Below are 20942 nucleotides of genomic sequence, written 5' to 3'. Positions count from 1 at the left end.
CGGACGGCCGCCGGATATGCCTTCGTCGGCCTGGGCCGACGACCCCTCCCCTTGCACGCTGCTGTGCCTCACACGTCCCCCCTCAAGATCAGTCTGTGTCGGCGTTACTGTCCGGTACGACAGTCCCGAAATGCTATGTGGTGCTCGGGGGCGGCCCGGTGGCCGCCCCCGCCGGTCACTTGGCGCAGACCGACTTGTCCGCCTCGACCCGCTGGATGTCCTCGGGCGCCTTCTGCGGAGCCGTCATGGAAACACCCGGCCCCTTGAAGTCCGCGCCGAGGGTCAGCTTCATCGGAGTTTTGGCCGCGGCATCGGCCGTGCCCATCTTCAGCGCCGTCGCGGGAAGCCCCATCATGTCGGCCAACGCACGGGCCTGGTCGGCCTGGTTGGGCGCGTACTCCAGCTGCGTGGTGTCCACCTTGGCGGGCGCGTTGCCCAGGTTGGCGGACTTCAGGACCTTCTTGGTGTTCTGCAGCCAGGTCAGCGTGGAGGAAGCGGAACCGGCCGGCCCGCCGCCGTTGTAGACGTCCACCCGGACGTCCTTGGCCTCGGCCCGGGGCCCCTGCATGAGCGCGTCCAGCTTGGCCTTCGCCTCCGTGCCGGCCGCGTCCTGCGCCGCCTGCTCCTTCTTCTCGACCTCCGTCAGCGAGACGTCCCCCCGGATCATCTGCAGCAGCGGCTCGGCCTGCCCCTGATTGACCACCACGGTGGCCTTCTCGTTGGCCGGCTCCGCCGGGTTGTCGAGAACCGGAAGGGTGGTGAAGGTGATGTTCTTGAGGTCGATGTCCTTCAACTCACCCGCAAGATCGGTGAGTTTGCCGATCGACCCTATTCCCGAGTCGACGCTCAGGGATTTGGTGGCCGCCTCGGCGAGGGAGAAGAACTTCTGCGGACTGGTCAGCGTCTGCTTCGACTTCATTTCCCGCATCATCGAACTCAGGAACTGCTGCTGGGTCTTGATGCGGTCGAGGTCGCTCCGCTGGCCGAAGGCGTGCCGGGTCCGTACGAAGGCCAGCGCGTCCTCGCCCGCCAGCCGGTGCTCGCCCGCCGACAGCTTGAGCTTGGAGTCCTTGTCGTCCACGGCCTTGTCCAGGCAGACCGGCACTCCACCGACCGCGGTGCTCAGGTTCTTCACCGCGTTGAAGTCGGCCATCATGAAGTGGTCGACCTGGATTCCGGTGAGCTCCCTGACCGTGCGCATCGTGCAGCCCGGGTCGCGGCCGTCCTGCCCGAGGCTGGTGTTGAAGCGGGCGCCGCGCGCACCGGCGATGTTCTTCGTCGAGCCGTCCGGCTGCTTCGTGGGACAGGTCGGCACGGTGGTGATCAGGTCGCGCGGAATGGACAGCGCCGTGGCGTTGGAGCGGTCCTTCGAGACGTGGAAGAGGATCGTGGTGTCGGCATGGCCGACGCTGCCCGCGTCCCCGTACCCCTCGTTGCCCGCGCCGCTGCGCTTGTCGGTGCCGATGACCAGGATGTTGATCGGCTGGTCCTTCTTGAAGCCGCCGCTCGTGCCGGCGCTGCCGACGTCGGTGACCTTGAGGTTGCCGTTCAGGTGGTCGTAGTAGAGGTACCCGGCGATCGAACCGGCGACCAGCACGAACGCCAGGGTCCCGCCGGCGATGACCAGGATCTTCTTGTGCCGTCCGCCGCCGCCGCCCTTGCGGGGCCGTCCGCCGCGTCGGCCTCCGCCGGGCGGGAGGTCACCGCGGCGCGGTCCGGGAACCGCGGGGGAGGCGGGGGCGCCGGGGGTTCTGCGCGGTGTGGAGCCGGGCGCGCGCCGCTGCCCGGGCGCTTGCGGAGCGGATTGCTCCAGTCGCAGCTCGTAGTTGCCGGTGCGGGGGTTGAGCACCCACTGGTCTGCGGGGTCGATCTCTTCGGCCCGGCCACGGCTTTGCGCATCCACGGTTTGCTCGAATCCTCCGTCGGTGCTTCGCGACGCGCCTCCCCTTGGGCGCCCGGTCAACGGTCCGGCTGCTGGTGCGCGGCCTCTGCACTGGCCGGGCACCGGATCGCTCACCTTATCCGGACAGCTCCGTCGCAAACCATGCTGGTGATGAATTCCACGCCCTTACAACGGGGCAATCGCCCCAACAAGCTCGGCCTCGCCACCGGCTTTTGGGATTGCTTTACCGGCAGTCGGCCACGCCCGCGGTGGTTCCCGTGAAGGTGGGGACGGGCGTGGGGGTGTCCGTGGTTCCCTCGCCTTCGGCCTTTGCGGAAGCATCCGGGATCGCCTTCCCGTCCGTTCCGCTCTCCGCGGCCCGGTCGCTCCCAGGAGTGGACTCCGGTGTTGACGGGGACGTCGGCCGGGGCGTGGGCTCGGGCGGCGCGATGCTCAGCGGCTCGTCCGCCCGCAGCCGCTTGAACAGCTGGCTCGCGTCGGGCTGGCGCAGTTCGTCCCGGTTCGCGTCGGCGTAGTACGGCCTGCGCGGCACGGTGAGGAACTTGATCTGCTCGGTCGGGATGTCACGCACGCCCCGTACGAGTTCGTACAGTCCGCGCAGCGAGGCCAGCCCCGGGTCCGTGGTCACCGAGGAGGTGGCGGCGTCCAGCAGCGGATAGAGCCTCCCGGGATTGAGCAGCACCCCGTTGCTCTGCACCTTCTTCACGAGGGAGCCGAGGAACAGCTGCTGGCGCTCCATGCGCTCGGTGTCGCTGCCGTTGCCCAGGCTGTAGCGGGCCCGTACGAAGCCCAGGGCCTGGTCGCCCTCCAGGGTCTGCCGTCCGGCCGGCAGCTTCAGTTCGGCCTCCGGGTCGTCCACCGGCCGTTTCAGGCAGACCTCCACCCCGCCGACGGCGTCGACCATCTTCGTGAACCCGCTGAAGTCCACCACAATGTGGTGATCGACCCGGATTCCCGTCATGGCCTCTACCGTGCGGATCGTGCAGGCCGCCCCGCCCCACTCGAACGCCCAGTTGAACTGGGCGAACTGCTCCGTCGTACGGTTCCCGTCCGGCTTCAGGCAGCCGGGCACCTCCGCCATCAGGTCCCGCGGTATCGACACCGCCGTCAGGCTTTTGCGGTCCGCCGCCAGGTGCAGCAGGATCGTGGTGTCCGAGCGCTGGGTCCCCTCGTCCTGCCCGTAGCGGGAGTTGCCCTTGCCGGAGCGCGAGTCCGAGCCGATCAGCAGGATGTTCTGCGCGCCGCCCGCCACGTGGACCGGACGCTCCCGGTCGTAGCGCCGCAGTTCGGCAGCGGCGGAGGTGTCCTCGGTGATGTTCCCGTCGAGCTTGGAGTAGATCCACCAGCCGCCGACGGCCCCGGCGAGGACGAACAGGGACGCCCCGATCCCGGTCCAGCGCAGCAGCCGGCGCCTGCGGCCGTTCGGAGGCTTCGCACTGCCTCCGGCCGCTTCGGTGCCGTCCGGTATGCCCGCGCTGTCCGTCACTCGCGTCCGTCCCCTCACCCGTCCCGGGAGGCCGTACGGGTGAGTACGGCCTGTGCCGATCCTGCCCCCGGGTAGCCGAAGCGGCCCGGGGACAGGGCCCTGTACAGGGCCATGTGGGTGACAAATTGCCCGCTGGAGCCGTTGGGCGGTGTGGGTGACGGGGTGCGGCCGTACCGGTGGGACGGGTCGGGACGGCCCGAAACTTCCGTCGGTCAGACGGTGTGGGTGACGCGCTCGCTCTCGATCCGCTGCGCCAGCCCCTCGGCCGCCAGCCGGTCCAGGTTCCGGCACAGCACCACGGAGGCGCCGGCGGCCAGAGCCGTGTAGAGCCCGGCGGAGAGCCCCTCCCAGCCGTCGTAGCCGAGCCCGGTCAGCACCCGCGAACCCTCCCCGAGGCCGAGCTTCGCCGCGTCCTCGCGGGCCCGCTCGCAGATCCGGGCGTACGAGAGCTCCTCGCCGCCGACCACCAGGCCGGGCCCGTCCGCGTCCACCGGCTGGAACGGCGCGAACCGGTCGCCCTGTCCCGGCACCTCCACGGCGTAGTCCGCGAACCCGGCCGGCGGCTGCGGGAAGCGCCCGCCCAGCGGCCGCAGCGCGAGCGCGACCCGCTCGCCGGAGCAGGCCAGGGCCGCGTCGAGGGTGTCCGGCCCCGAGACGACGAGGTCCGCGTCGGCCGGATCCCCGCCCACCTCGGCGACAACCCCGACCGAGGCGCAGGCGAGCAGCCACACCGCGCTCTGCCAGTGCGCCGGCAGCAGCAGGGCCAGCCGGTCGCCGGGCTCCGCGCCCAGGTCGCCCTGGAGCAGATTGGCGGTCTTGGCCACCCAATTGGCGAAGGTGGCGACGGACAATTCGACGCGCTCGCCCGTGGCATCGTCGTAGAAGGTGACGAGCGGGCGTCCGGGATCGGCGGCGAGCGCGGATCGCAGCAGGTCGGCAGGGGTGCGGTCAGTGGCGTTCACGTCCCAGAGCCTACGCGGCACCGGGCCGCCGCATCCTCCGTACGGAGGCGGCAAGGTCGCCCGTACGGAGGAGCGGTACGGGGCCTTCATCAGACGGAGCGTCAGTTCTCGGATGGCGAGCGCCGCCGGGAGTCCCCAGCATCCTTTTCATGCGTGGATTCCTTGCTTCCTCGATCGGCGTCGCGACCGCTGCCGTACTGGCCCTGCCGCTCGCGCTCCCCACTACGGCCCTTGCGGCCGCGGCGGTGCCCCCGGCCGCCCAGGCCGCCGCCGGGTCCACCCAGTCGGTGCCGCTCGTCCCCCTGGGACCCGCGGCGGACCGCACCCCCGGCGTCCCCGGAATGAGCGCCTCGCCCCGCCTGCCCGAGACGCAGGGCCTGGCCGCCCGTGACGCCAGGAACTTCTCGCTCGTCGGCGTGGTCTGGAACGACGCGAGCACCCGGCTCGAAGGCAGCGTCCAGGTCCGTACCCGCTCCGCGACCACCGCGGCCTGGTCCGACTGGCAGGACGTCGAGACCCACAACGACGAACACGCCGCCGACCCGGGCACGGTCGAACACGGCTCCGGCCGCGTCCGCGGCAGCACCGCCCCGCTCTGGGTCGGCGCCTCGGACGGCATCCAGGTCCGGGTCCAGGCGCCGAGCGGCACCCTGACCAAGCTTCCGCGGGGCATGCGGATCGAACTCGTCAACCCCGGGGACACCTCCGGCCGACCGGCGACGGACGCCAAGAACGGCGCGGCACCCGAGTCGGCGCCCGCGCCGGCCCCGGCGGCGGGCCCGGCGCCGGGCCCGGCGGGAGAAGGCGACGGCAAGGGCGAGCTGCCGCTGCTCCCCGGCATGACCATGGAGATGACGGAGTCCTCCTCCGCCAACGTCCCCATGGCCCCCCTCGGCGCCAACGAGATCGCCGCCCTCAACAAGGCCGACTCCACCGCCGACGCAGTCCTCGCCGACAGCTCCCTGAACGCCGCCGCGCGCCCCTTCATCGGCCCGCGCCCGCGCATCGTCACCCGCAAGGGCTGGGGCGCGGACGAGAGCCTGCGCGAACGGGGCTTCGTCTACACCAACACGGTCAAGGCCGCCTTCGTCCACCACACCGCCTCCGGCAACGGCTACGCCTGCAAGGACGCACCGGCGGTGCTGCGCAGCCTCTACCGCTACCACGTGGTCAGCGAGGGCTGGCGGGACATCGGCTACAACTTCGCCGTCGACAAGTGCGGCACGGTCTACGAGGGCCGGGCAGGCGGAGTCGCCAAGGCGGTGATGGGCGCCCACACCATGGGGTTCAACACGGACAGCATGGGCGTCGCGGTGATCGGCACCTTCACCGACACGGCCCCGCCGAAGGCGGCCGTCAACGCGGTGGCCCGCCTCACCGCCTGGAAGCTCGGCCTCTTCGGAGCGGACCCCCGCGGGAAGACCACCCTGCGCTCGGGCGGCGGCAACCGCTACCCGAAGGGCACCAACGTCCGCCTCAACGTCATCTCCGGCCACCGCGACGGCTTCGCCACGGAATGCCCGGGCCGCCTGCTCTACGGCCAACTCCCGCCGACCCGCGCCTCGTCGGCGAAGCTCCAGGGCCGCTAGGGCCTTCAGAGCCTGCCGATGTCCCCCCGGGGCATCCGGGGGGTGCGCCGGGCCGGGACAACGGACGGGCCGGCCAGGAGGATCAGGCGGGCCGCCCGGTGGCGCTGGCCGGCGTACGGGGCGAGAAGCTCCAGCATGACGGCGTCGTCGGCGTCCCGGTCCCCGGCCAGGGCGTAGCCGACGATGCCCGGCAGGTGCAGGTCGCCGGTGGTGACGGCGTCGGCGTGGCCGTTGCTGCGCTGGAGGGTCTCGGCGGAGGTCCACGGCCCGATGCCGGGAACGGCCTGGAGCCGCGCGGTGGCGGCGGGCAGGTCCATGGCGGCGGCCTCTTCGAGGCGGGCGGCGACGCGGGCGGCGCGCACGATCGTGGCGGAACGCTTGGAGTCCACGCCGGCCTTGTGCCAGTCCCAGGAGGGGATCATCGCCCAGGTGCGGGGCGTCGGCGGGACGTGGAGGCCGTGGCCCGGGCCGTGGTCCGGGCCGGGGGCGGGTTCGCCGTACTGGAGGACCAGGCGCCGCCAGGCGCGGTACGCCTCGTCGGTGGTGACCTTCTGCTCCAGGATCACCGGGATCAGGGACTCCAGGACCAGCCCGGTCCGGGTCAGCCGCAGACCCGGGCGGCGGCGGTGACTGGCGTGCAGGAGCTTGTGGCGGGGTACGAAGGCGGCCGGATCGTCGGCGGCGCCGAGCAGCTCGGGAAGCCGGTCGAGCACCCAGTCGGCGCCCGGCCCCCAGGCCTCGGCGAGCACCTCCCCGCCCTGCGCGGCCACCCGGAGGGTCGCGGGACCGGCGGGGGTGCGGGTGGCCCGCCAGATCGCGCCGGGCGCGGTCCGGAAGGTCGGGTCGGCGGGCCCCCGCCGGAGCGGCCCGAGGACGAGCCCCAGATCGACGGGCCCGGGCGGACTCCACACCCGGCTCCTGGCCGTGCCGGTGCCCGTGCCGGTGCCCGTGCCCGTGCCGGTAGCCGGGTCCTGCTCCTGCTGCTGTCCGGCGGCCGGGGGTACGTCAGTGCGGCCGCCGCGGATCGCGGTGCGGTCAAGGGGATCGAAGCGGCCGGCCATGCCTCGAGCGTAGCCCTGCGGGGCTGGTCCCCTACCCATCCCCCAGACTCCGTCCGGGGGGACCCCCAGTTCCACCGTTCCCCGGGCTCTGCCCGGACCCGTCCTCCGGGCTGCGCCCGGCCCACACGGAGCGCCCGGCTCACGACCTGCCGGGGCCGCGCCCCGAGGCCCGGCGAAGGCCCGCAGCAGCGGGGCAGAGGTCAGCGGACTTCGATGAAGTCCGCCGTCCGGCGGTCGGCGCGCTCCGGTGCGGGTGACGCGGGGTGGCCTACCGCCACCGCGCCCATCGGGTCCCAGTCCTCCGGCAGGCCCAGGACCTTGCGCACCACGTCGCGGCAGAACATCGTCGAGGACACCCACGCCGAGCCCAGCCGTTCCCCGGCCAGCGCGACGAGGAAGTTCTGCACGCCCGCGCCCATGGCCACGACGAACATCTCCCGCTCCGCCGCGTCCCGCCGCGCGTGCCCGTAGTCGTGCGCGCCGTCCGTCACCATGCACGGCACCACCAGGTACGGCGCGGCCCGCAGGACGTCGCCCCGCCGGACCCGCTTGGCGATGGACTCCTCGGACCGGCCGTCGCGCCGCAGGTCCGCGATCCACGCGTCCCGCATCGCGTCGAGGAGCTCCAGCCTGGACCTCTCGGACTCCAGCAGGACGAAACGCCACGGCGTCGTGTGGTGCGGAGCCGGGGCCGTCACGGCCGCCGCGACCGCCCGGCGGACCGCGCCCGGGTCCACCGGCTCGGACGTGAAGGCCCTTACGGTGCGGCGCTGGGTCACGGCCTCGCGCACCGCCTCCGAGGTGCCCAGCCGGAACATGTCGTCCGCGGGGGAGCGGACCAGGTCCGCCGCCGAGGTGCCCTCGCCGAGCACGTGCGCGAGGCCCCGTACGACTGCGACCGGCAGCCCCTCGGACTTCCCCTTGACCAGGTCGCCCGCGGCGGCCAGCTCGTCGGCGGTGGCCACGATCGTCGCGCTCAGCGGGTTCCCGTGGGCGTCGGTGCCCCCGCGCAGGTCGTCGAGGACCCGTACGCCCGCCGCGCCGATCGCCACGTCCGTGAGTCCGGTGCGCCACGGCCGCCCGAAGGTGTCCGTCACGATCACGCCCACGTCCACGCCGAGCGACTCCCGCAGCCCGGCCCGGATCGCGGCGGCCGAGGCGTCGGGGTCCTCGGGCAGCAGCAGGACGGTGCCGGAGGGGGTGTTCGAGGCGTCGACCCCGGCCGCGGCCATGACCAGGCCCTGCCGGTTCTCCACGATCCGCAGGGGGCCCCGGCGCGCGACGACCCGTACGGTCTCGGCGTCGATCGCGGCCTCGCGCGAATCGGCGCGGACGATCCGGCCCTCCGCCTTGGAGACGATCTTCGAGGTGACGAGCAGGACGTCCCCGTCGCGCAGGGCGGGCCCGGCGGTCGCGATCAGCTCCGCCAGGTCGTCGCCGGGCCGCACCTCCGGGATCCCGCCGAGCGCCCGCACCTCGTACGAGGGACCGTGCGTGCGGGGAGCGTGCGGGGCGGTCACCGGGAGGCCTCCGCCAGTTCCAGCGCGGCCCGCGCCATGGCGGCCGTGGCCTCCAGGTCGGTCATCATCAGCGGAACCGCCCGGCAGGTGATGCCGGCCGCCTCCACCTCCGCGACGGCGTCCGCGTCGGCGGTGTCCACGAGCCAGGCGTCGAGCAGCCCGGTGCCGTAGTGCAGGGCGACGGCGGCGGCGGTGGACTCGACGCCGACGGCGGCGAGCACCTTGTCGGCCATCCCGCGCACGGGAGCGCCCCCGACGATGGGGGAGAGGCCCACGACGGGCGCCTCGGCGGCGGCCACGGCCTCGCGGATCCCGGGCACGGCGAGGATGGTGCCGACCGAGACCACGGGGTTGGACGGCGGGAAGACGATCACGTCGGCGGCCGCGATGGCCTCCAGTACGCCGGGTGCGGGCTTGGCCTGCTCGGCGCCCACGGGGACGACGGCCTCGGCGTCCACGGCCGCGCGCATCCGCACCCAGTACTCCTGGAAGTGGATGACCCTGCGCTCGCCGGTGTCGGCGTCGGTGATCGCGACGTGGGTCTCGACCCGGTCGTCGGACATGGGGAGCAGCCGGACGCCGGGCTGCCAGCGGTCGCACAGGGCTTCGGTGACGGCGCTGAGCGGGTAGCCCGCGCCGAGCATCTGCGTGCGGACGATGTGGGTGGCGAAGTCCCGGTCGCCGAGGCCGAACCAGCTGGGGCCGACCCCGTACGCCGCGAGTTCCTCCTTGACGGTGAAGGACTCCTCGGTACGGCCCCAGCCCTGGTCCTCGTTGATGCCACCGCCGAGGGTGTACATCACCGTGTCCAGATCGGGGCACACCTTGAGCCCGAACAGGTGAATGTCGTCACCGGTGTTGCCGATGACCGTGATGTCCGCGTCGGGAACCGCCGACTTGAGTCCGCGGAGGAAACGGGCGCCGCCGATGCCGCCGGCCAGAACAACAATGCGCATGCAACGCAGTCTGTCAGGCCGCTCCGAGCGGGCCGCGCTCCGGTCAGACCGAGACGGTCTGCGGCCGGGCCTGGGAGCAGTTGTGCATCGGCATTTGGGTCAGACCGGGGAAGTACACGTGCAGGCTGACCGCGCCTTCGAGGCCGTCGTTGGCGACCTCGTGGGCGTAGCCGGGGGCGAAGACGCGCTGGGAGCCGGCGCGCAGGGTGAGCGGACCGCGGGCGGTGTGCTCGGTGAGCTCCCCGTCCAGGACGGTCAGCACGCCGGAGGACGGGCCGTGGTCGTGCAGGCCGCTGCCCTGGCCGGGGACCCAGCTGAGCAGCCAGACCTCGTAGCCGGGGCCCGTGCGCAGCCGGTGGTACCAGCGGGTGGTGGCGTCGTAGCGGACCAGGTGCTCCCACTGGGAGCGGTCCTCGGCGATGGAGCGGGCGAGGCCCACGAACTCGGCGACGGTCGCCGGGTGCTCGGGGGCGGGTCGCAGGAGGTGCTGGACGGAGAGGATGTCGCCGGCGATCTGGAGGTCGCTCTCGACCATCGCGGGAGCGGCGGGAGCGGTGGGGGTGGCCGTGCGGGGAGCCGTGGTGGGGGCGTGGCTCAGGGTGCTGGTGGAGTTCATCGGGGGGTTCCTCGACGGATGTCAGGCGCGCGGGCAGTTGCTGTGGGGGGCTGGGCTGGAGCTCAGCGGAGCCGGAGCTCCGTGGGCATCAACAGCTGCAACAGCAACAGCGAACCTGGGCAGCGCACAGGAACCCACGAATGGGGGTCCGGGTGGCGGCTGCGGGCGCTGACATGGCAACTAGGAGACCGGCTGGAGGGTCGGACTGTCAACCCAATGTCCGATTTGGTAGAAAAGTTTCACCTCATCCGGTTACCGTGCCCGGAGAAAGGTTTGTGCACTCCCCATCAGGGGATGTGGCGCTGCAAGTCGTGCCGTGCATGACGTGGCCGTCTCAAACCTGTCAAGAGGTGTGATGTCGCCCTGTGGCTGAAATGTGATCTACGCCGCGTCTTCGGCTGGATCGGAACCACACCACAGGGTGACGCGTCGACTACGGGGGAGGAGGTGCCGCGCGTGATGCATGTGGCAAGTGTCACGATTTTTGGCGATATGAACACTTTCTGCATAGGCTTGGTTCCGCAGAGTGAATAAGGGGCCCAATAGCAGATCTCGGCTTGACTGCGCCGGAGCCCCACACTTGTAATTTCACTCGTGTCGTTACGTAGCGATGAGTAACGGCAACACCACGGGGACGCACAGACAGAGCGAGGGGCGCACATGACCGAGCTGGTTCAGGAACTGCTGGTCGAGGAGGCGGACGAAGAGCTCGGATGGCAGGAGCGAGCTCTCTGCGCCCAGACCGACCCCGAGTCCTTCTTTCCGGAGAAGGGCGGCTCGACCCGCGAGGCGAAGAAGGTCTGCCTCGCGTGCGAAGTCCGCTCCGAATGCCTTGAGTACGCACTCGCCAACGACGAGCGATTCGGCATCTGGGGCGGCCTGTCCGAGCGCGAGCGCCGGCGTCTGAAGAAGGCCGCCGTCTGAAACGCCCTCGGCGCGCGGCGATCGGCGCCCACGGCACCACGTACGACATATCCGACGACCCGAACGACGGCATATCGACCGGCACCTCCACCGGCATGGCCGACCGTGCACGCGGCAGTACGCACCGCCGTACGCATAGCGGCACAAATGGCAGTACAACGAACAGCACGGCAAGCAGTACGACGAGCAGAGCAAACGGTCCGCCTCCCGCACCTTCCCCGCAGGAGGCGGACCGACTTGTTCCCAGCCGTTAGTGTGGGGCGCTGTCCAGCAGCCTCCGAGGGCACTACACCCCCGGACCCCCGGCCGGAGGGCCCGTACCGCGATGTCCCTGCACAGCCAGTCGAGCGCCTCCCACCAGGCTGCCGCCGCACCAGAGTTCCCCCGGCACGTCGTCACCGCGGTCCTCGTCGCCCACGACGGCTCCCGCTGGCTGCCCCGGACCCTCGCGGGCCTCCTCGGTCAGGAGCGCCCCGCCCAGAACCACATCGCCGCGGACACCGGCAGCGCCGACGACTCCGCGCGCCTGCTCGGCGAGGCCTTCGGCGACGAACGCGTCCTGCACCTCGCCCGCCGCACCGGCTTCGGCGCCGCGGTCGAGGAAGCGGCCCGCACCGCCGGCACCCTGAGCCCCGAGGACCTCCCGTACCTCAAGCGCCCCTCCGGCTGGGATCCCGTCAGCCGCACCTGGCGCGACGACAACTACGACCTCCCCGAACTGCCCCACGGCGAACCCGTCCAGTGGCTCTGGCTGCTCCACGACGACTGCGCACCCGAGCCCGACGCCCTCGCCGAACTCCTGCGCGTCGCCGAGGAGAACCCCGACGCCGCCGTCATCGGCCCCAAACTGCGCGGCTGGTACGACAAGAAGCAGCTCCTCGAAGTCGGCGTCACCATCGCCCGAAGCGGCCGCCGCTGGACCGGCCTCGACCGCCGCGAACAGGACCAGGGCCAGCACGACCAGGTCCAGCCCGTCCTCTCCGTCTCCACCGCCGGCATGCTGGTGCGCCGCGACGTGTACGACGCCCTCGGCGGCTTCGACCGCCGACTGCCCCTCATGCGCGACGACGTCGACCTGTGCTGGCGGGCCCAGAGCGCCGGCCACGCCGTCCTCATCGCCCCCGACGCCGTCGTCCGGCACGCCGAGGCCTCCGCCCGCGAACGCCGCACCGTCGACTGCGCGGGACGCACCACCGCCAGCCCGCACCGCGTGGACAAGGCCGGCGCCGTCTACACGATGCTGGCCAACAGCTCCGGCCGCGCCCTCCCGTACGTCCTGCTCCGCGTCCTCGTCGGCACCCTCCTGCGCGCCCTCGCCTACCTCGTGGGCAAGGCACCCGGACAGGCCGTCGACGAGATCACCGGCCTCCTCGCCACCCTGCTCCGCCCCGGCCGCATCCTCGCCGCCCGCAAGGCCCGGCGCCGTCCCGCCGTCCCCGCCAAGGAACTTCGCCCCCTCTTCCCGCCGCCCGGCGCCACCCTGCGCGCCAACGCCGAACAGCTCGCGGGCTACTTCGGCGCCGACCGCGACACCGACAGCAGCAACGCGGGCCGGCACGGCGGAGCCGTCGAATCCGGACCCGGCGGGGACGACGCCGACTACCTGGAGATCGAACAGTTCGCGCGCATCAAGCGGATCGCCCGCAAGCCCGCGCCCGTCCTCTTCGGCCTCCTCCTGCTCGTCTCCGTCGTCGCCTGCCGCTCCCTCCTGGGCAGCGGCTCCCTCATGGGCGGCGCCCTGCTCCCCGCCCCCGGCAGCGGATTCGCCCTCTGGCACGTCTACGCCGACGACTGGCAGCCCGTCGGCATCGGCACCACCACCGGCGCACCCCCCTACCTCGCGGTCCTCGGAGCCCTCTCCATCCTGCTCCTAGGCTCCACCAACGCCGCCCTGACGCTGCTCCTGGTCTGCTCCGTCCCGCTCGCCGGACTCAGCGCCTACTTCGCCTCCCGGCCCCTCGTGGAATCCCGGCTGCTGCGCGCCTGGGCCGCCGTCGCCTACGCCTTCCTGCCCGCCGTCACCGGAGCCCTCGCGGGCGGCCGCCTGGGCACCGCAGTCCTGGCGATCCTGCTCCCGCTCATCGCCCGCTCCGCCGTCTCCGCCTTCGGGTTCGCCGGCGCGACCGGTGGCGACGGCCCCGGCGGCAGCTGGCGTTCGGCCTGGACCTACACCCTCCTGCTGACCCTGGCCACCGCCTTCACCCCCGTCGTCTGGCCGCTCGCCGCCGTACTCGGAGCAGTCGGCCTGGTCCTGCGCCGCGCGCACTGGAAGACGTACGGACCGCGCCTCCTCGCGATGCTCGCCGTCCCGATCCTGGCCCTCGCGCCCTGGTCGCTGGGCCTGTTCCTGCACCCCACCCGCTTCCTGGACGAGGCCGGACTGTCCTACGGAGCCGGCTCGGCCACCGCCCTGGACCTGCTCGGCATCAGCCCCGGCGGACCCCGCACCGCCGGCGGGCTGATCCTCATCGGCATCGTGCTCGCCGCCCTGGGCGCCCTGCTGCGCACCGACCGGCAGTTCGCCGTCCGCACCGCCTGGGCCACCGCGCTCGCCGCGCTGGTCCTGGCCGTCCTCGTCAACCGCACCACCTGGGCCGGCCCCGCCACCCTCGTCTACGGACTCGCCCTGCTGGCCGCCGCCGCCGTCGGCGCCGACGGAGCCAAGGAACGCGTCGCCGCCCGCAGCTTCGGCTGGCGCCAGCCGCTCGCCGCCCTCATCGCGCTCGCCGCCGCCGCCGGACCCCTGATCGGCGCGGCCGGCTGGATGCTCAGCGGCGCCGCCGGACCGCTGGAGCGCCGCGACCCCGTACAGGTCCCCGCCTTCGTCGCCGAAGAGAGCGGCACCCGCGACCAGGCCCGCACCCTGGTCATCGGCGCCACCTCGCCCGCCGCCCTCTCCTACAGCCTCGTCCGCGGCTCCGGCGGCCGCCTGGGCGACGCCGAACTCGCCGCCCGGGCGGGCAGCGACCCCCGCCTCGACAAGGTCGTCTCCAGCCTCGTCGCCGGATCCGGCGCCGACCAGAGCGACCAGCTCGGCGGCTTCGCCATCCGCTACGTCCTGGTCCGCGACGGAGCGCCGCAGGAGATCGGCCGCGTCCTCGACGCCACCCCCGGCCTCAGTCGCCTCAGCAAGCTCGAAGGCAGCGCCCTGTGGCGCGTGGACCGGCAGGTCGCCAGGGCCGTCATCGTGTCCGCCAAGCCCGGCGAGGCGCCGATCCCCGTCGCCTCCGGCCCCGTCGAAGCCCACACCAAGATCCCGGCGGGCGAGGCCGGCCGCACCCTGCGCATCGCCGACGAGGCGGCCCCCGGCTGGGAGGCCACCCTCGACGGCAAGCCCCTCAAGGCCAAGACGCTGGACGGCTGGGCCCAGGGCTTCGAACTCCCCGCCTCCGGCGGCCGTCTCGACCTCGTCCACCAGGACGCCCTCACCCGGACCGCCTGGCACTGGGCGCAGGGCCTGCTCGCCCTCGTGCTCCTGGTCATGGCCCTCCCGGGCCGCCGCACCAGCCTCGACGACGACCTCCCCGAGGAGGAGACCGCGCCGGCCGAGGAGGCCGGCGAGGGCCGCCGCGCCCGCCGGCTGCGCGAGCAGTCCGAGGCGGAGGCCGAAGCCCCCGCCGAGGCGGCCGTCGCGGCCGACCCGTACGTGCAGATCCCGCAGCAGCAGGCCTACGGGGACGACGCGTACGCCTACCAGCAGGCCTACGGGGACCAGGACGGCTACGCCTACGGCCGCCAGGAACCGGAGCAGCAGGCCCCGCACCAGCCCCCGCACCAGCCCCAGTACGAGCAGTACGGCCAGCCGTACCCGTACCAGCAGCATCCCCAGCAGTACGGGGACCAGCCGCAGTACGGGGACCAGCAGCCCTACCAGGAACCGCAGCAGCAGCAGTACGAGCAGTACCCGTACGAGCCGTACGACACCTATGGACAGCAGCACGACGGACAGCACGACGGACAGCACGTCCCGCGTCCGGACGGGAGCCCCCAGCAGTGAAGCAGCGCGTACCCCTGACGCTCGCCGCCGTGACGGCCGCGCTGGCCGCCGTCACCGGCCTGGCCACCCTCGTCGCGCCCGCCGCGGACGGCGCCCCGGCCGCTTCCGGCAAGGCCCCGGCCAGGATGCCGGTGGAGCGCTCCCTGCTGGTGTGCCCCGCACCCAGCACCTCCGACATCGCCGAGACCGTGTACACCTCGATCACCCCGGGCGCGGCCGCCGCCGGCGGCAAGGGCACCGCCCGGCTGCTCGGCGCCACCAAGGACGCCAAGCCGGTACTGGAGCTCAAGGAGCCCGGAAAGCCCGTCGGTGCCAAGGCCTCCGGCGCCGAGGCCCCCGCGCTCACCGGCACCGCCGACGGCTACCTGGCCCCGGGCTGGACCGCGCAGCAGACCACCGTGGTCTCCGTGGGCCGTACCCGCGGACTCCTCGGCACCGGCTGCACCGTGCCCGCCACCGACTTCTGGTTCCCCGCGGTGAGCACCGCCAAGGGGCGCGAGGACTACGTGCACCTCACCAACCCCGACGACAACGCCGCCGTGGTGGACATCAAGCTCTACGGCCCCGACGGCGTGGTCAAGGCCGAGGCGGGCACCAGCGAGAACATCCGGATCGACCCCAAGTCCAGCAAGGCCATCTCGCTGGCCTCCCTCGCCCCCGGCGTACAGCTCGCGGACGTCACCGCGCACGTGACCACCCGCGCAGGCCGGGTCGGGGCCACCACCCAGGTGGGCGAGGAGGGCGTCGGCTCCGACTGGCTGCCCGCCTCCGTCGACCCGGCGGGCACGCTGGTCATGCCGGGCATCCCGGCGGACGCCACCGACGTGCGGCTGGTCGTCTTCGCCCCCGGCGAGGAGGACGCGGACCTCAGGATCCGGCTCGCCGGAGCCACCGGCTCCATCAGCCCGGCGGGCAACGAGGAGATCCACGTCAAGGCCGGGATGACCGCGAGCGTGGACCTCAAGGACGTCACTCGCGGCGAACCGGGCTCCCTCGTGCTGTCCCCGTCCGAAGGCAAGAAGCCCGTCCCCGTGGTGGCGGCGCTGCGAGTGGTCCGCGGCAGCGGCGCCAAGCAGGACCTCGGCTTCATCCAGGCCGCCGCCCCGGTGGGCGCCCGGGCGACCGTGGCCGACAATCGCACCGACGAGAACGCGACGGTGCTCTCGCTGACGGCGACCGGATCCGACGCGAAGGTCAAGGTGACGGCCTCGCCGGGTACGGAGGGCGGCGAGCCGGCCGCCCAGGAGGTCACCGTCAAGGCGGGCACGACCCAGAAGGTGACGCTCGCCCCGGCGGGCGGCAAGGGCTCCTATGCGCTGACGGTGGAGACCGTCTCCGGCGGCCCGGTCCACGCGTCCCGCACCCTGACGCTGACGCGCGACGGGACCCCGATGTTCACCGTCCAGACCGCCTCGGACGACCATGCGACGGTCTCGGTCCCCAAGGCCCGGCAGGACCTGTCGGTCCTCACGGACTGAGCGGCTCCGCAAGGCCCGCCCGCGGCCCCGTACCGTGGAGGGCATGAGCTTCGAAGACATACTCGGCGACGTCATGTCCACCAGCGACCGGTTCGGACACCGCCAGCACGTGCACCTCACCTGGCTGGCCGTCCGCCGCCACGGCGTACCCGCGGCGGCCGGGCTCGTCGCAGAGGGCATCCAGCGCACGGCCACCGCGGCCGGCGCCCCGCAGAAGTACCACGCGACGATGACCCGCGCCTGGGTCGAGCTCGTCGGCCACGCGGCCCGGGACGCGCGGACCACCGACGCGACCGACGCCACCGGTTTCGACGCCTTCGCCGACCGCCACCCCGACCTGCTCGACAAGGACCTGCTGTCCCGGTACTACCGCCCCGAGACCCTGGCGGCCGGCAAGGAGACCTGGGTGGAGCCCGACCTGGCACCCTTCCCCGGCCGGAACAGCCCGACGGCAGAGATGGTTTAGTCCTGCCCGTACCTCGGGTCCACCGTCTCGGGGGACAGGCCCAGCAGCTCCGCCACCTGCTCCACCACGATCTCGTGCACGAGCATCGCCTTCTCGTCCCGCGTCTTCGTGCGGATCTCCACCGGCCTCCGGAACACCACGATGCGCGCCGGCCGCCCGTCGCCCGCCTCGGCCAGGCCCCCCAGCGGCACCGCCTCGTCGTTCCAGCCGACGTCCGCGCCGCCCGGCGGGCCGGGGACGTCACCGACCATGAACTCCACGTCCGCCAGCTGAGGCCAGCGCCGCTCCAGCCGCTCCACGGAGTCCCGTACGAGGTCTCCGAAGAGCTCCGCCCGGCTCGCCGACAGCGGCACCTGCGGAGGGGCCACCGGCCCGCGCATCCCGCGCCCGTGCCGGTCGCGCCGCCGCACCCGCGGTTCGCCACCGGCGGCCCGGGCGTCGGGAAGGGGCGGGGGAAGGGGAGGCAGGGTGCTGTCCGTCACCCCCGCAGGGTAGCCCGCACACCCCCGCCGGAGCGGGGGTGATCAGCCGACACGGGGGAGCGGCCGGGGGGAGAGTCGTCGCGGCCCGGTCAAGAGTGCGGTACCGTCCAACGTCGTGAGCCTTGTACGTCGCTGTTCGCGCACTGCGTGCGGCCGCCCTGCCGTCGCGACACTGACGTACGTCTACGCCGATTCGACCGCAGTTCTCGGCCCGCTCGCCACCTACGCCGAACCCCACTGCTACGACCTGTGCGCCGAGCATTCGGAGCGCATGACCGCCCCCCGCGGCTGGGACGTCGTACGTCTCACCGACGGATCCCCGCCCTCGCGCCCCACCGGCGACGACCTCGAAGCGCTCGCCAACGCCGTACGCGAAGCCGCCCGCCCTCCGGAGCGCGCGGCCGAATCCCGGGGCGGCACGGGCCAGGGCGGATCCACGACGGGCGAGACCCGACGAGGACACCTGCGGGTCCTGCGCTCGCCCGACTCCTGAGCCCCTCCCGCGACTGTTCGGATCGTCCGACTGGCGGCCAGGTGTCCACGGTAGGTTTGCCCCACCGCACATCACCCCCTCAGGAGGGCAGGCAGTGGCCACCGATCTATCGAACATCGTCAAGGCGTACGACGTACGAGGCGTCGTGCCGGACGAGTGGGACGAGCCCCTGGCCGAGCTGTTCGGTGCCGCGTTCGTCGAGGTCACCGGCGCGACCGCGATCGTCATCGGCCACGACATGCGGCCCTCCTCGCCCGCCCTGTCAGCCGCCTTCGCCCGCGGCGCCGCCGCCCGCGGCGTGGACGTCACCCTGATCGGGCTGTGCTCCACCGACCAGCTGTACTACGCCTCCGGCAAGCTGAACCTGCCCGGCGCGATGTTCACGGCCTCCCACAACCCGGCCCGGTACAACGGCATCAAGCTCTGCCGCGCCGGCGCCGCCCCGGTCGGCCAGGACACCGGCCTCTCCACCATCCGCGAGCTCGCGGAGAAGTGGAGCGACGAAGGCGCCCCCGCCGTGCCCGCCGGAACCGTCCCGGGCACCGTCACCGAGCAGGACACCCTCACCGGCTACGCCGAGCACCTCAAGGGCCTGGTGGACCTCTCCGCCATCCGCCCCCTCAAGGTCGTGGTCGACGCGGGCAACGGCATGGGCGGCCACACCGTCCCCACCGTCTTCGAGGGCCTCCCGCTGGACCTCGTCCCCATGTACTTCGAACTGGACGGGACCTTCCCCAACCACGAGGCCAACCCCCTCGACCCGAAGAACATCGTCGACCTCCAGGCCCGCGTGAAGGCCGAGGGCGCCGACCTCGGCATCGCCTTCGACGGCGACGCCGACCGCTGCTTCATCGTCGACGAGCGCGGCGAGGGCGTCTCCCCGTCCGCCGTCACCGCCCTGGTCGCCGCCCGCGAGCTGGCCCGCAACGGCGGCACGGGCACCGTGATCCACAACCTGATCACCTCCTGGTCCGTGCCCGAGGTCGTCCGCGAACACGGCGGCACCCCGGTCCGCACCCGCGTCGGCCACTCCTTCATCAAGGAGGAGATGGCCAAGAGCGGCGCCATCTTCGGCGGCGAGCACTCCGCGCACTACTACTTCAAGGACTTCTGGAACGCGGACACCGGCATGCTCGCCGCGCTCCACGTCCTCGCGGCCCTCGGCGGCCAGGACGGCTCCCTCTCCGCCCTGGTCTCCTCCTACGACCGCTACGCGGGCTCGGGCGAGATCAACTCCACCGTCGCCGACCAGGCGGGCCGCCTGGCCGCCGTCAAGCAGACGTACGGGGGCCACCAGGACGTCACCCTGGACGAACTGGACGGCCTTACGGTGACCAGCACCGACTGGTGGTTCAACGTGCGCGCCTCCAACACCGAGCCGCTGCTGCGTCTGAACGTCGAAGCCCGCGACTCCGCCACCCTCGCCAAGGTCCGCGACGAGGTCCTGGCCCTCATCCGCGCCTGAAAACCCCACGAAGGGCCCAAAGTCCGGGCCCGAAGGCCGTACCGCCGGGCCGCGCGCAGCGCGCCCCGGCGGTACGCTGACCTGGCCCAATCCACGTGTTCGAAGGGAAGCCCCCGATGCCGCTCGAAGCCGGCCTGCTGGAGATCCTCGCCTGCCCCGCCTGCCACTCGCCCCTCGAGGACAAGTCGGCCGACGCGGAGGCCCCCGAGCTGATCTGCACCGGAGGCCGGGAATGCGGCCTCGCCTACCCGGTCCGCGACGGCATTCCGGTGCTCCTGGTCGACGAGGCGCGCCGACCGGCCTGAGGCTGCCACAGCCATCCCGCGCAAACGCTGAGACTGGTTCCGTCACCACCCTGGTTCCATCACCACTGGTCACGTCACAGACATAGCCGGAGGCCGCCAATGCTCGACGAGTCGCTCCTCGACGCACCGGACGATCTCGCCCGCGCCGACCGCCGCGGTCTGCTCCGCGGCGCCGCCGACGCCGGCGCCCGGGTGCGCACCGCGGCCCGGCACGCCAGCGAGGCGGGCCTCGCCGACCTGCGCCCCGACGGCCGCCCCCGCGCGGTCCTCATCGCCGGGTCCGGCACCGCCGCCACCGGGGTCGCCGACCTGCTCGGAGCGCTCGCCGGAGCCTCCGCGCCCGTCATCAGGCTCCACCCCACCGGCGTCGCCCACGCCGCCGGGGCCCTGCGCTGGACCCTGCCCGGCTGGGCCGGTCCCGTCGACCTGCTGCTCATCGCCACCACCGACGGGACCGAGCCCGGCCTCGCCGTCCTCGCGGAGCAGGCCTACCGGCGCGGCTCCACCGTCGTCGCCGTGGCCCCCGAGCGCTCCCCGCTCAGCGAAGCGGTGGACGGCGCGCACGGGCTCCTCGTACCGATGGCGAAGGCCCCGTACCAGGAGTACGACGAGTCCGCCGCGGCCGGACCCGGCGCCCTGTGGGCCCTGCTCACCCCGCTGCTGGTGCTCCTGGACCGGGTCGGCCTGATCGCCGCCGCCCCCGGCACCCTGGAGGCCGTCGCCGACCGGCTCGACCGCACCGCCGCCCGGTGCGGCCCCGCCATCGCCACCTACTCCAACCCGGCCAAGACCCTCGCCTCCGAGCTCGCCGACTCCCTCCCGCTCATCTGGAGCGAGGGCATCGGAGCCGGACCGGCGGGACGCCGGTTCGCCGCCACCCTCGCCGAGCTCGCCGGCCGCCCCGCACTGGCCGCCGACCTCCCCGAGGCCCTGCCGGCCCACGGAGTCCTGCTCGCCGGCTCCTTCGCCGCCGGCGCCGATCCCGAAGACTTCTTCCGCGACCGAGTGGAAGAACCGCAGGCCCTTCGCGCACGCATCGTCCTGCTGCGCGACCGGCCCGCAGGCGGACTGACAGCCGCCCCTGCCGCACGAGAGCTCGCCCTCAGCCACGACACGGCCATCAGCGAGCTCGAACCGGAGGAGGGCACCGAGCTGGAACAGCTCGCCGAACTCCTCGCCGTCACGGATTTCGCCACCGCCTACCTGGCGCTGGCCTCCGGGGGACACAGCTGAGGCACG

Annotated in this window: 17 protein-coding genes; 9 read left to right on the top strand and 8 right to left on the bottom strand. The window is 73.0% G+C overall.

From position 1 onward, the window contains the following. Positions 1-175: 175 nt before the first annotated feature. From AC3IYJ_RS15355 to AC3IYJ_RS15345, 3 genes are all read right to left on the bottom strand, one after another. Entirely contained in the window at positions 176-1903 is a 1728-nt protein-coding gene (locus AC3IYJ_RS15355) for an LCP family protein (RefSeq protein ID WP_489401847.1), read from the bottom strand. A gap of 223 nt (positions 1904-2126) precedes the next feature. Next, on the bottom strand, positions 2127-3389 hold the full coding sequence (locus AC3IYJ_RS15350; protein ID WP_489401846.1) for an LCP family protein: 1263 nt from the start codon (positions 3387-3389) through the stop codon (positions 2127-2129). Positions 3390-3601: 212 nt separating this feature from the next. After that, complete coding sequence (locus AC3IYJ_RS15345; protein ID WP_489401845.1) at positions 3602-4351, bottom strand: TIGR03089 family protein; 750 nt, start codon at positions 4349-4351, stop codon at positions 3602-3604. Positions 4352-4500: 149 nt separating this feature from the next. Between AC3IYJ_RS15345 and AC3IYJ_RS15340 the strand changes: the two genes are divergently transcribed. Further along, on the top strand, positions 4501-5940 hold the full coding sequence (locus tag AC3IYJ_RS15340) for a peptidoglycan recognition protein family protein (protein ID WP_489401844.1): 1440 nt from the start codon (positions 4501-4503) through the stop codon (positions 5938-5940). A gap of 5 nt (positions 5941-5945) precedes the next feature. Here the strand turns inward: AC3IYJ_RS15340 and AC3IYJ_RS15335 are convergent, their stop codons facing one another. The 4 genes from AC3IYJ_RS15335 to AC3IYJ_RS15320 form a co-directional block, all read right to left on the bottom strand. Beyond that, entirely contained in the window at positions 5946-7001 is a 1056-nt protein-coding gene (locus AC3IYJ_RS15335; protein WP_489401843.1) for a DNA-3-methyladenine glycosylase family protein, read from the bottom strand. 200 nt (positions 7002-7201) lie between these two features. Further along, complete coding sequence (locus AC3IYJ_RS15330) at positions 7202-8521, bottom strand: coenzyme F420-0:L-glutamate ligase (RefSeq protein ID WP_489401842.1); 1320 nt, start codon at positions 8519-8521, stop codon at positions 7202-7204. After that, complete coding sequence (cofD, locus tag AC3IYJ_RS15325; RefSeq protein ID WP_489401841.1) at positions 8518-9477, bottom strand: 2-phospho-L-lactate transferase; 960 nt, start codon at positions 9475-9477, stop codon at positions 8518-8520. The genes AC3IYJ_RS15330 and cofD overlap by 4 nt, the downstream gene beginning before the upstream one ends. 43 nt (positions 9478-9520) lie before the next feature. Then, positions 9521-10012 (bottom strand): cysteine dioxygenase, encoded by a 492-nt coding sequence (locus tag AC3IYJ_RS15320; protein WP_489402824.1) that lies wholly within the window; start codon positions 10010-10012, stop codon positions 9521-9523. A 741-nt stretch (positions 10013-10753) separates the two neighbouring features. On the opposite strand from AC3IYJ_RS15320, the gene AC3IYJ_RS15315 reads away from it, so the two are divergent. The 4 genes from AC3IYJ_RS15315 to AC3IYJ_RS15300 all read left to right on the top strand — a co-directional run bounded on the left by AC3IYJ_RS15315 (position 10754) and on the right by AC3IYJ_RS15300 (position 16958). Then, positions 10754-11017, top strand: a complete 264-nt coding sequence (locus AC3IYJ_RS15315; protein WP_112450237.1) for a WhiB family transcriptional regulator — start codon at positions 10754-10756, stop codon at positions 11015-11017. A gap of 325 nt (positions 11018-11342) precedes the next feature. After that, positions 11343-15014: a glycosyltransferase family 2 protein gene (locus tag AC3IYJ_RS15310; protein ID WP_489401840.1), complete on the top strand. Its 3672-nt coding sequence runs from the start codon at positions 11343-11345 to the stop codon at positions 15012-15014. Next, positions 15011-16492 carry a DUF5719 family protein gene (locus tag AC3IYJ_RS15305; protein ID WP_489401839.1) on the top strand — a complete coding sequence of 494 codons (1482 nt, stop codon included), beginning with the start codon at positions 15011-15013 and terminating at the stop codon, positions 16490-16492. The genes AC3IYJ_RS15310 and AC3IYJ_RS15305 overlap by 4 nt, the downstream gene beginning before the upstream one ends. Before the next feature lie 43 nt (positions 16493-16535). Further along, positions 16536-16958 (top strand): hypothetical protein, encoded by a 423-nt coding sequence (locus tag AC3IYJ_RS15300; protein ID WP_489401838.1) that lies wholly within the window; start codon positions 16536-16538, stop codon positions 16956-16958. On the opposite strand, the gene AC3IYJ_RS15295 is transcribed toward AC3IYJ_RS15300, so the two are convergent. Beyond that, positions 16955-17440, bottom strand: a complete 486-nt coding sequence (locus AC3IYJ_RS15295) for a metallopeptidase family protein (protein ID WP_489401837.1) — start codon at positions 17438-17440, stop codon at positions 16955-16957. The genes AC3IYJ_RS15300 and AC3IYJ_RS15295 overlap by 4 nt on opposite strands. Before the next feature lie 115 nt (positions 17441-17555). On the opposite strand from AC3IYJ_RS15295, the gene AC3IYJ_RS15290 reads away from it, so the two are divergent. From AC3IYJ_RS15290 to AC3IYJ_RS15275, 4 genes are all read left to right on the top strand, one after another. Then, positions 17556-17933 (top strand): DUF3499 domain-containing protein, encoded by a 378-nt coding sequence (locus AC3IYJ_RS15290; protein ID WP_489401836.1) that lies wholly within the window; start codon positions 17556-17558, stop codon positions 17931-17933. 94 nt (positions 17934-18027) lie between these two features. Then, the gene (locus AC3IYJ_RS15285) at positions 18028-19398 is read left to right on the top strand and encodes a phosphomannomutase/phosphoglucomutase (protein ID WP_489401835.1); all 1371 of its coding nucleotides are present in this window, start codon (positions 18028-18030) and stop codon (positions 19396-19398) included. 116 nt (positions 19399-19514) lie between these two features. Beyond that, positions 19515-19703 (top strand): Trm112 family protein, encoded by a 189-nt coding sequence (locus AC3IYJ_RS15280; protein ID WP_489401834.1) that lies wholly within the window; start codon positions 19515-19517, stop codon positions 19701-19703. Between the two features lie 99 nt (positions 19704-19802). Then, on the top strand, positions 19803-20936 hold the full coding sequence (locus tag AC3IYJ_RS15275; protein ID WP_489401833.1) for an SIS domain-containing protein: 1134 nt from the start codon (positions 19803-19805) through the stop codon (positions 20934-20936). Positions 20937-20942: the final 6 nt, after the last annotated feature.

The organism is Streptomyces sp. GL_140 (assembly GCF_057834465.1).
The sequence above is the reverse complement of the archived record's forward strand: the minus strand, read 5'-3'. Positions and strand labels throughout refer to the sequence as shown.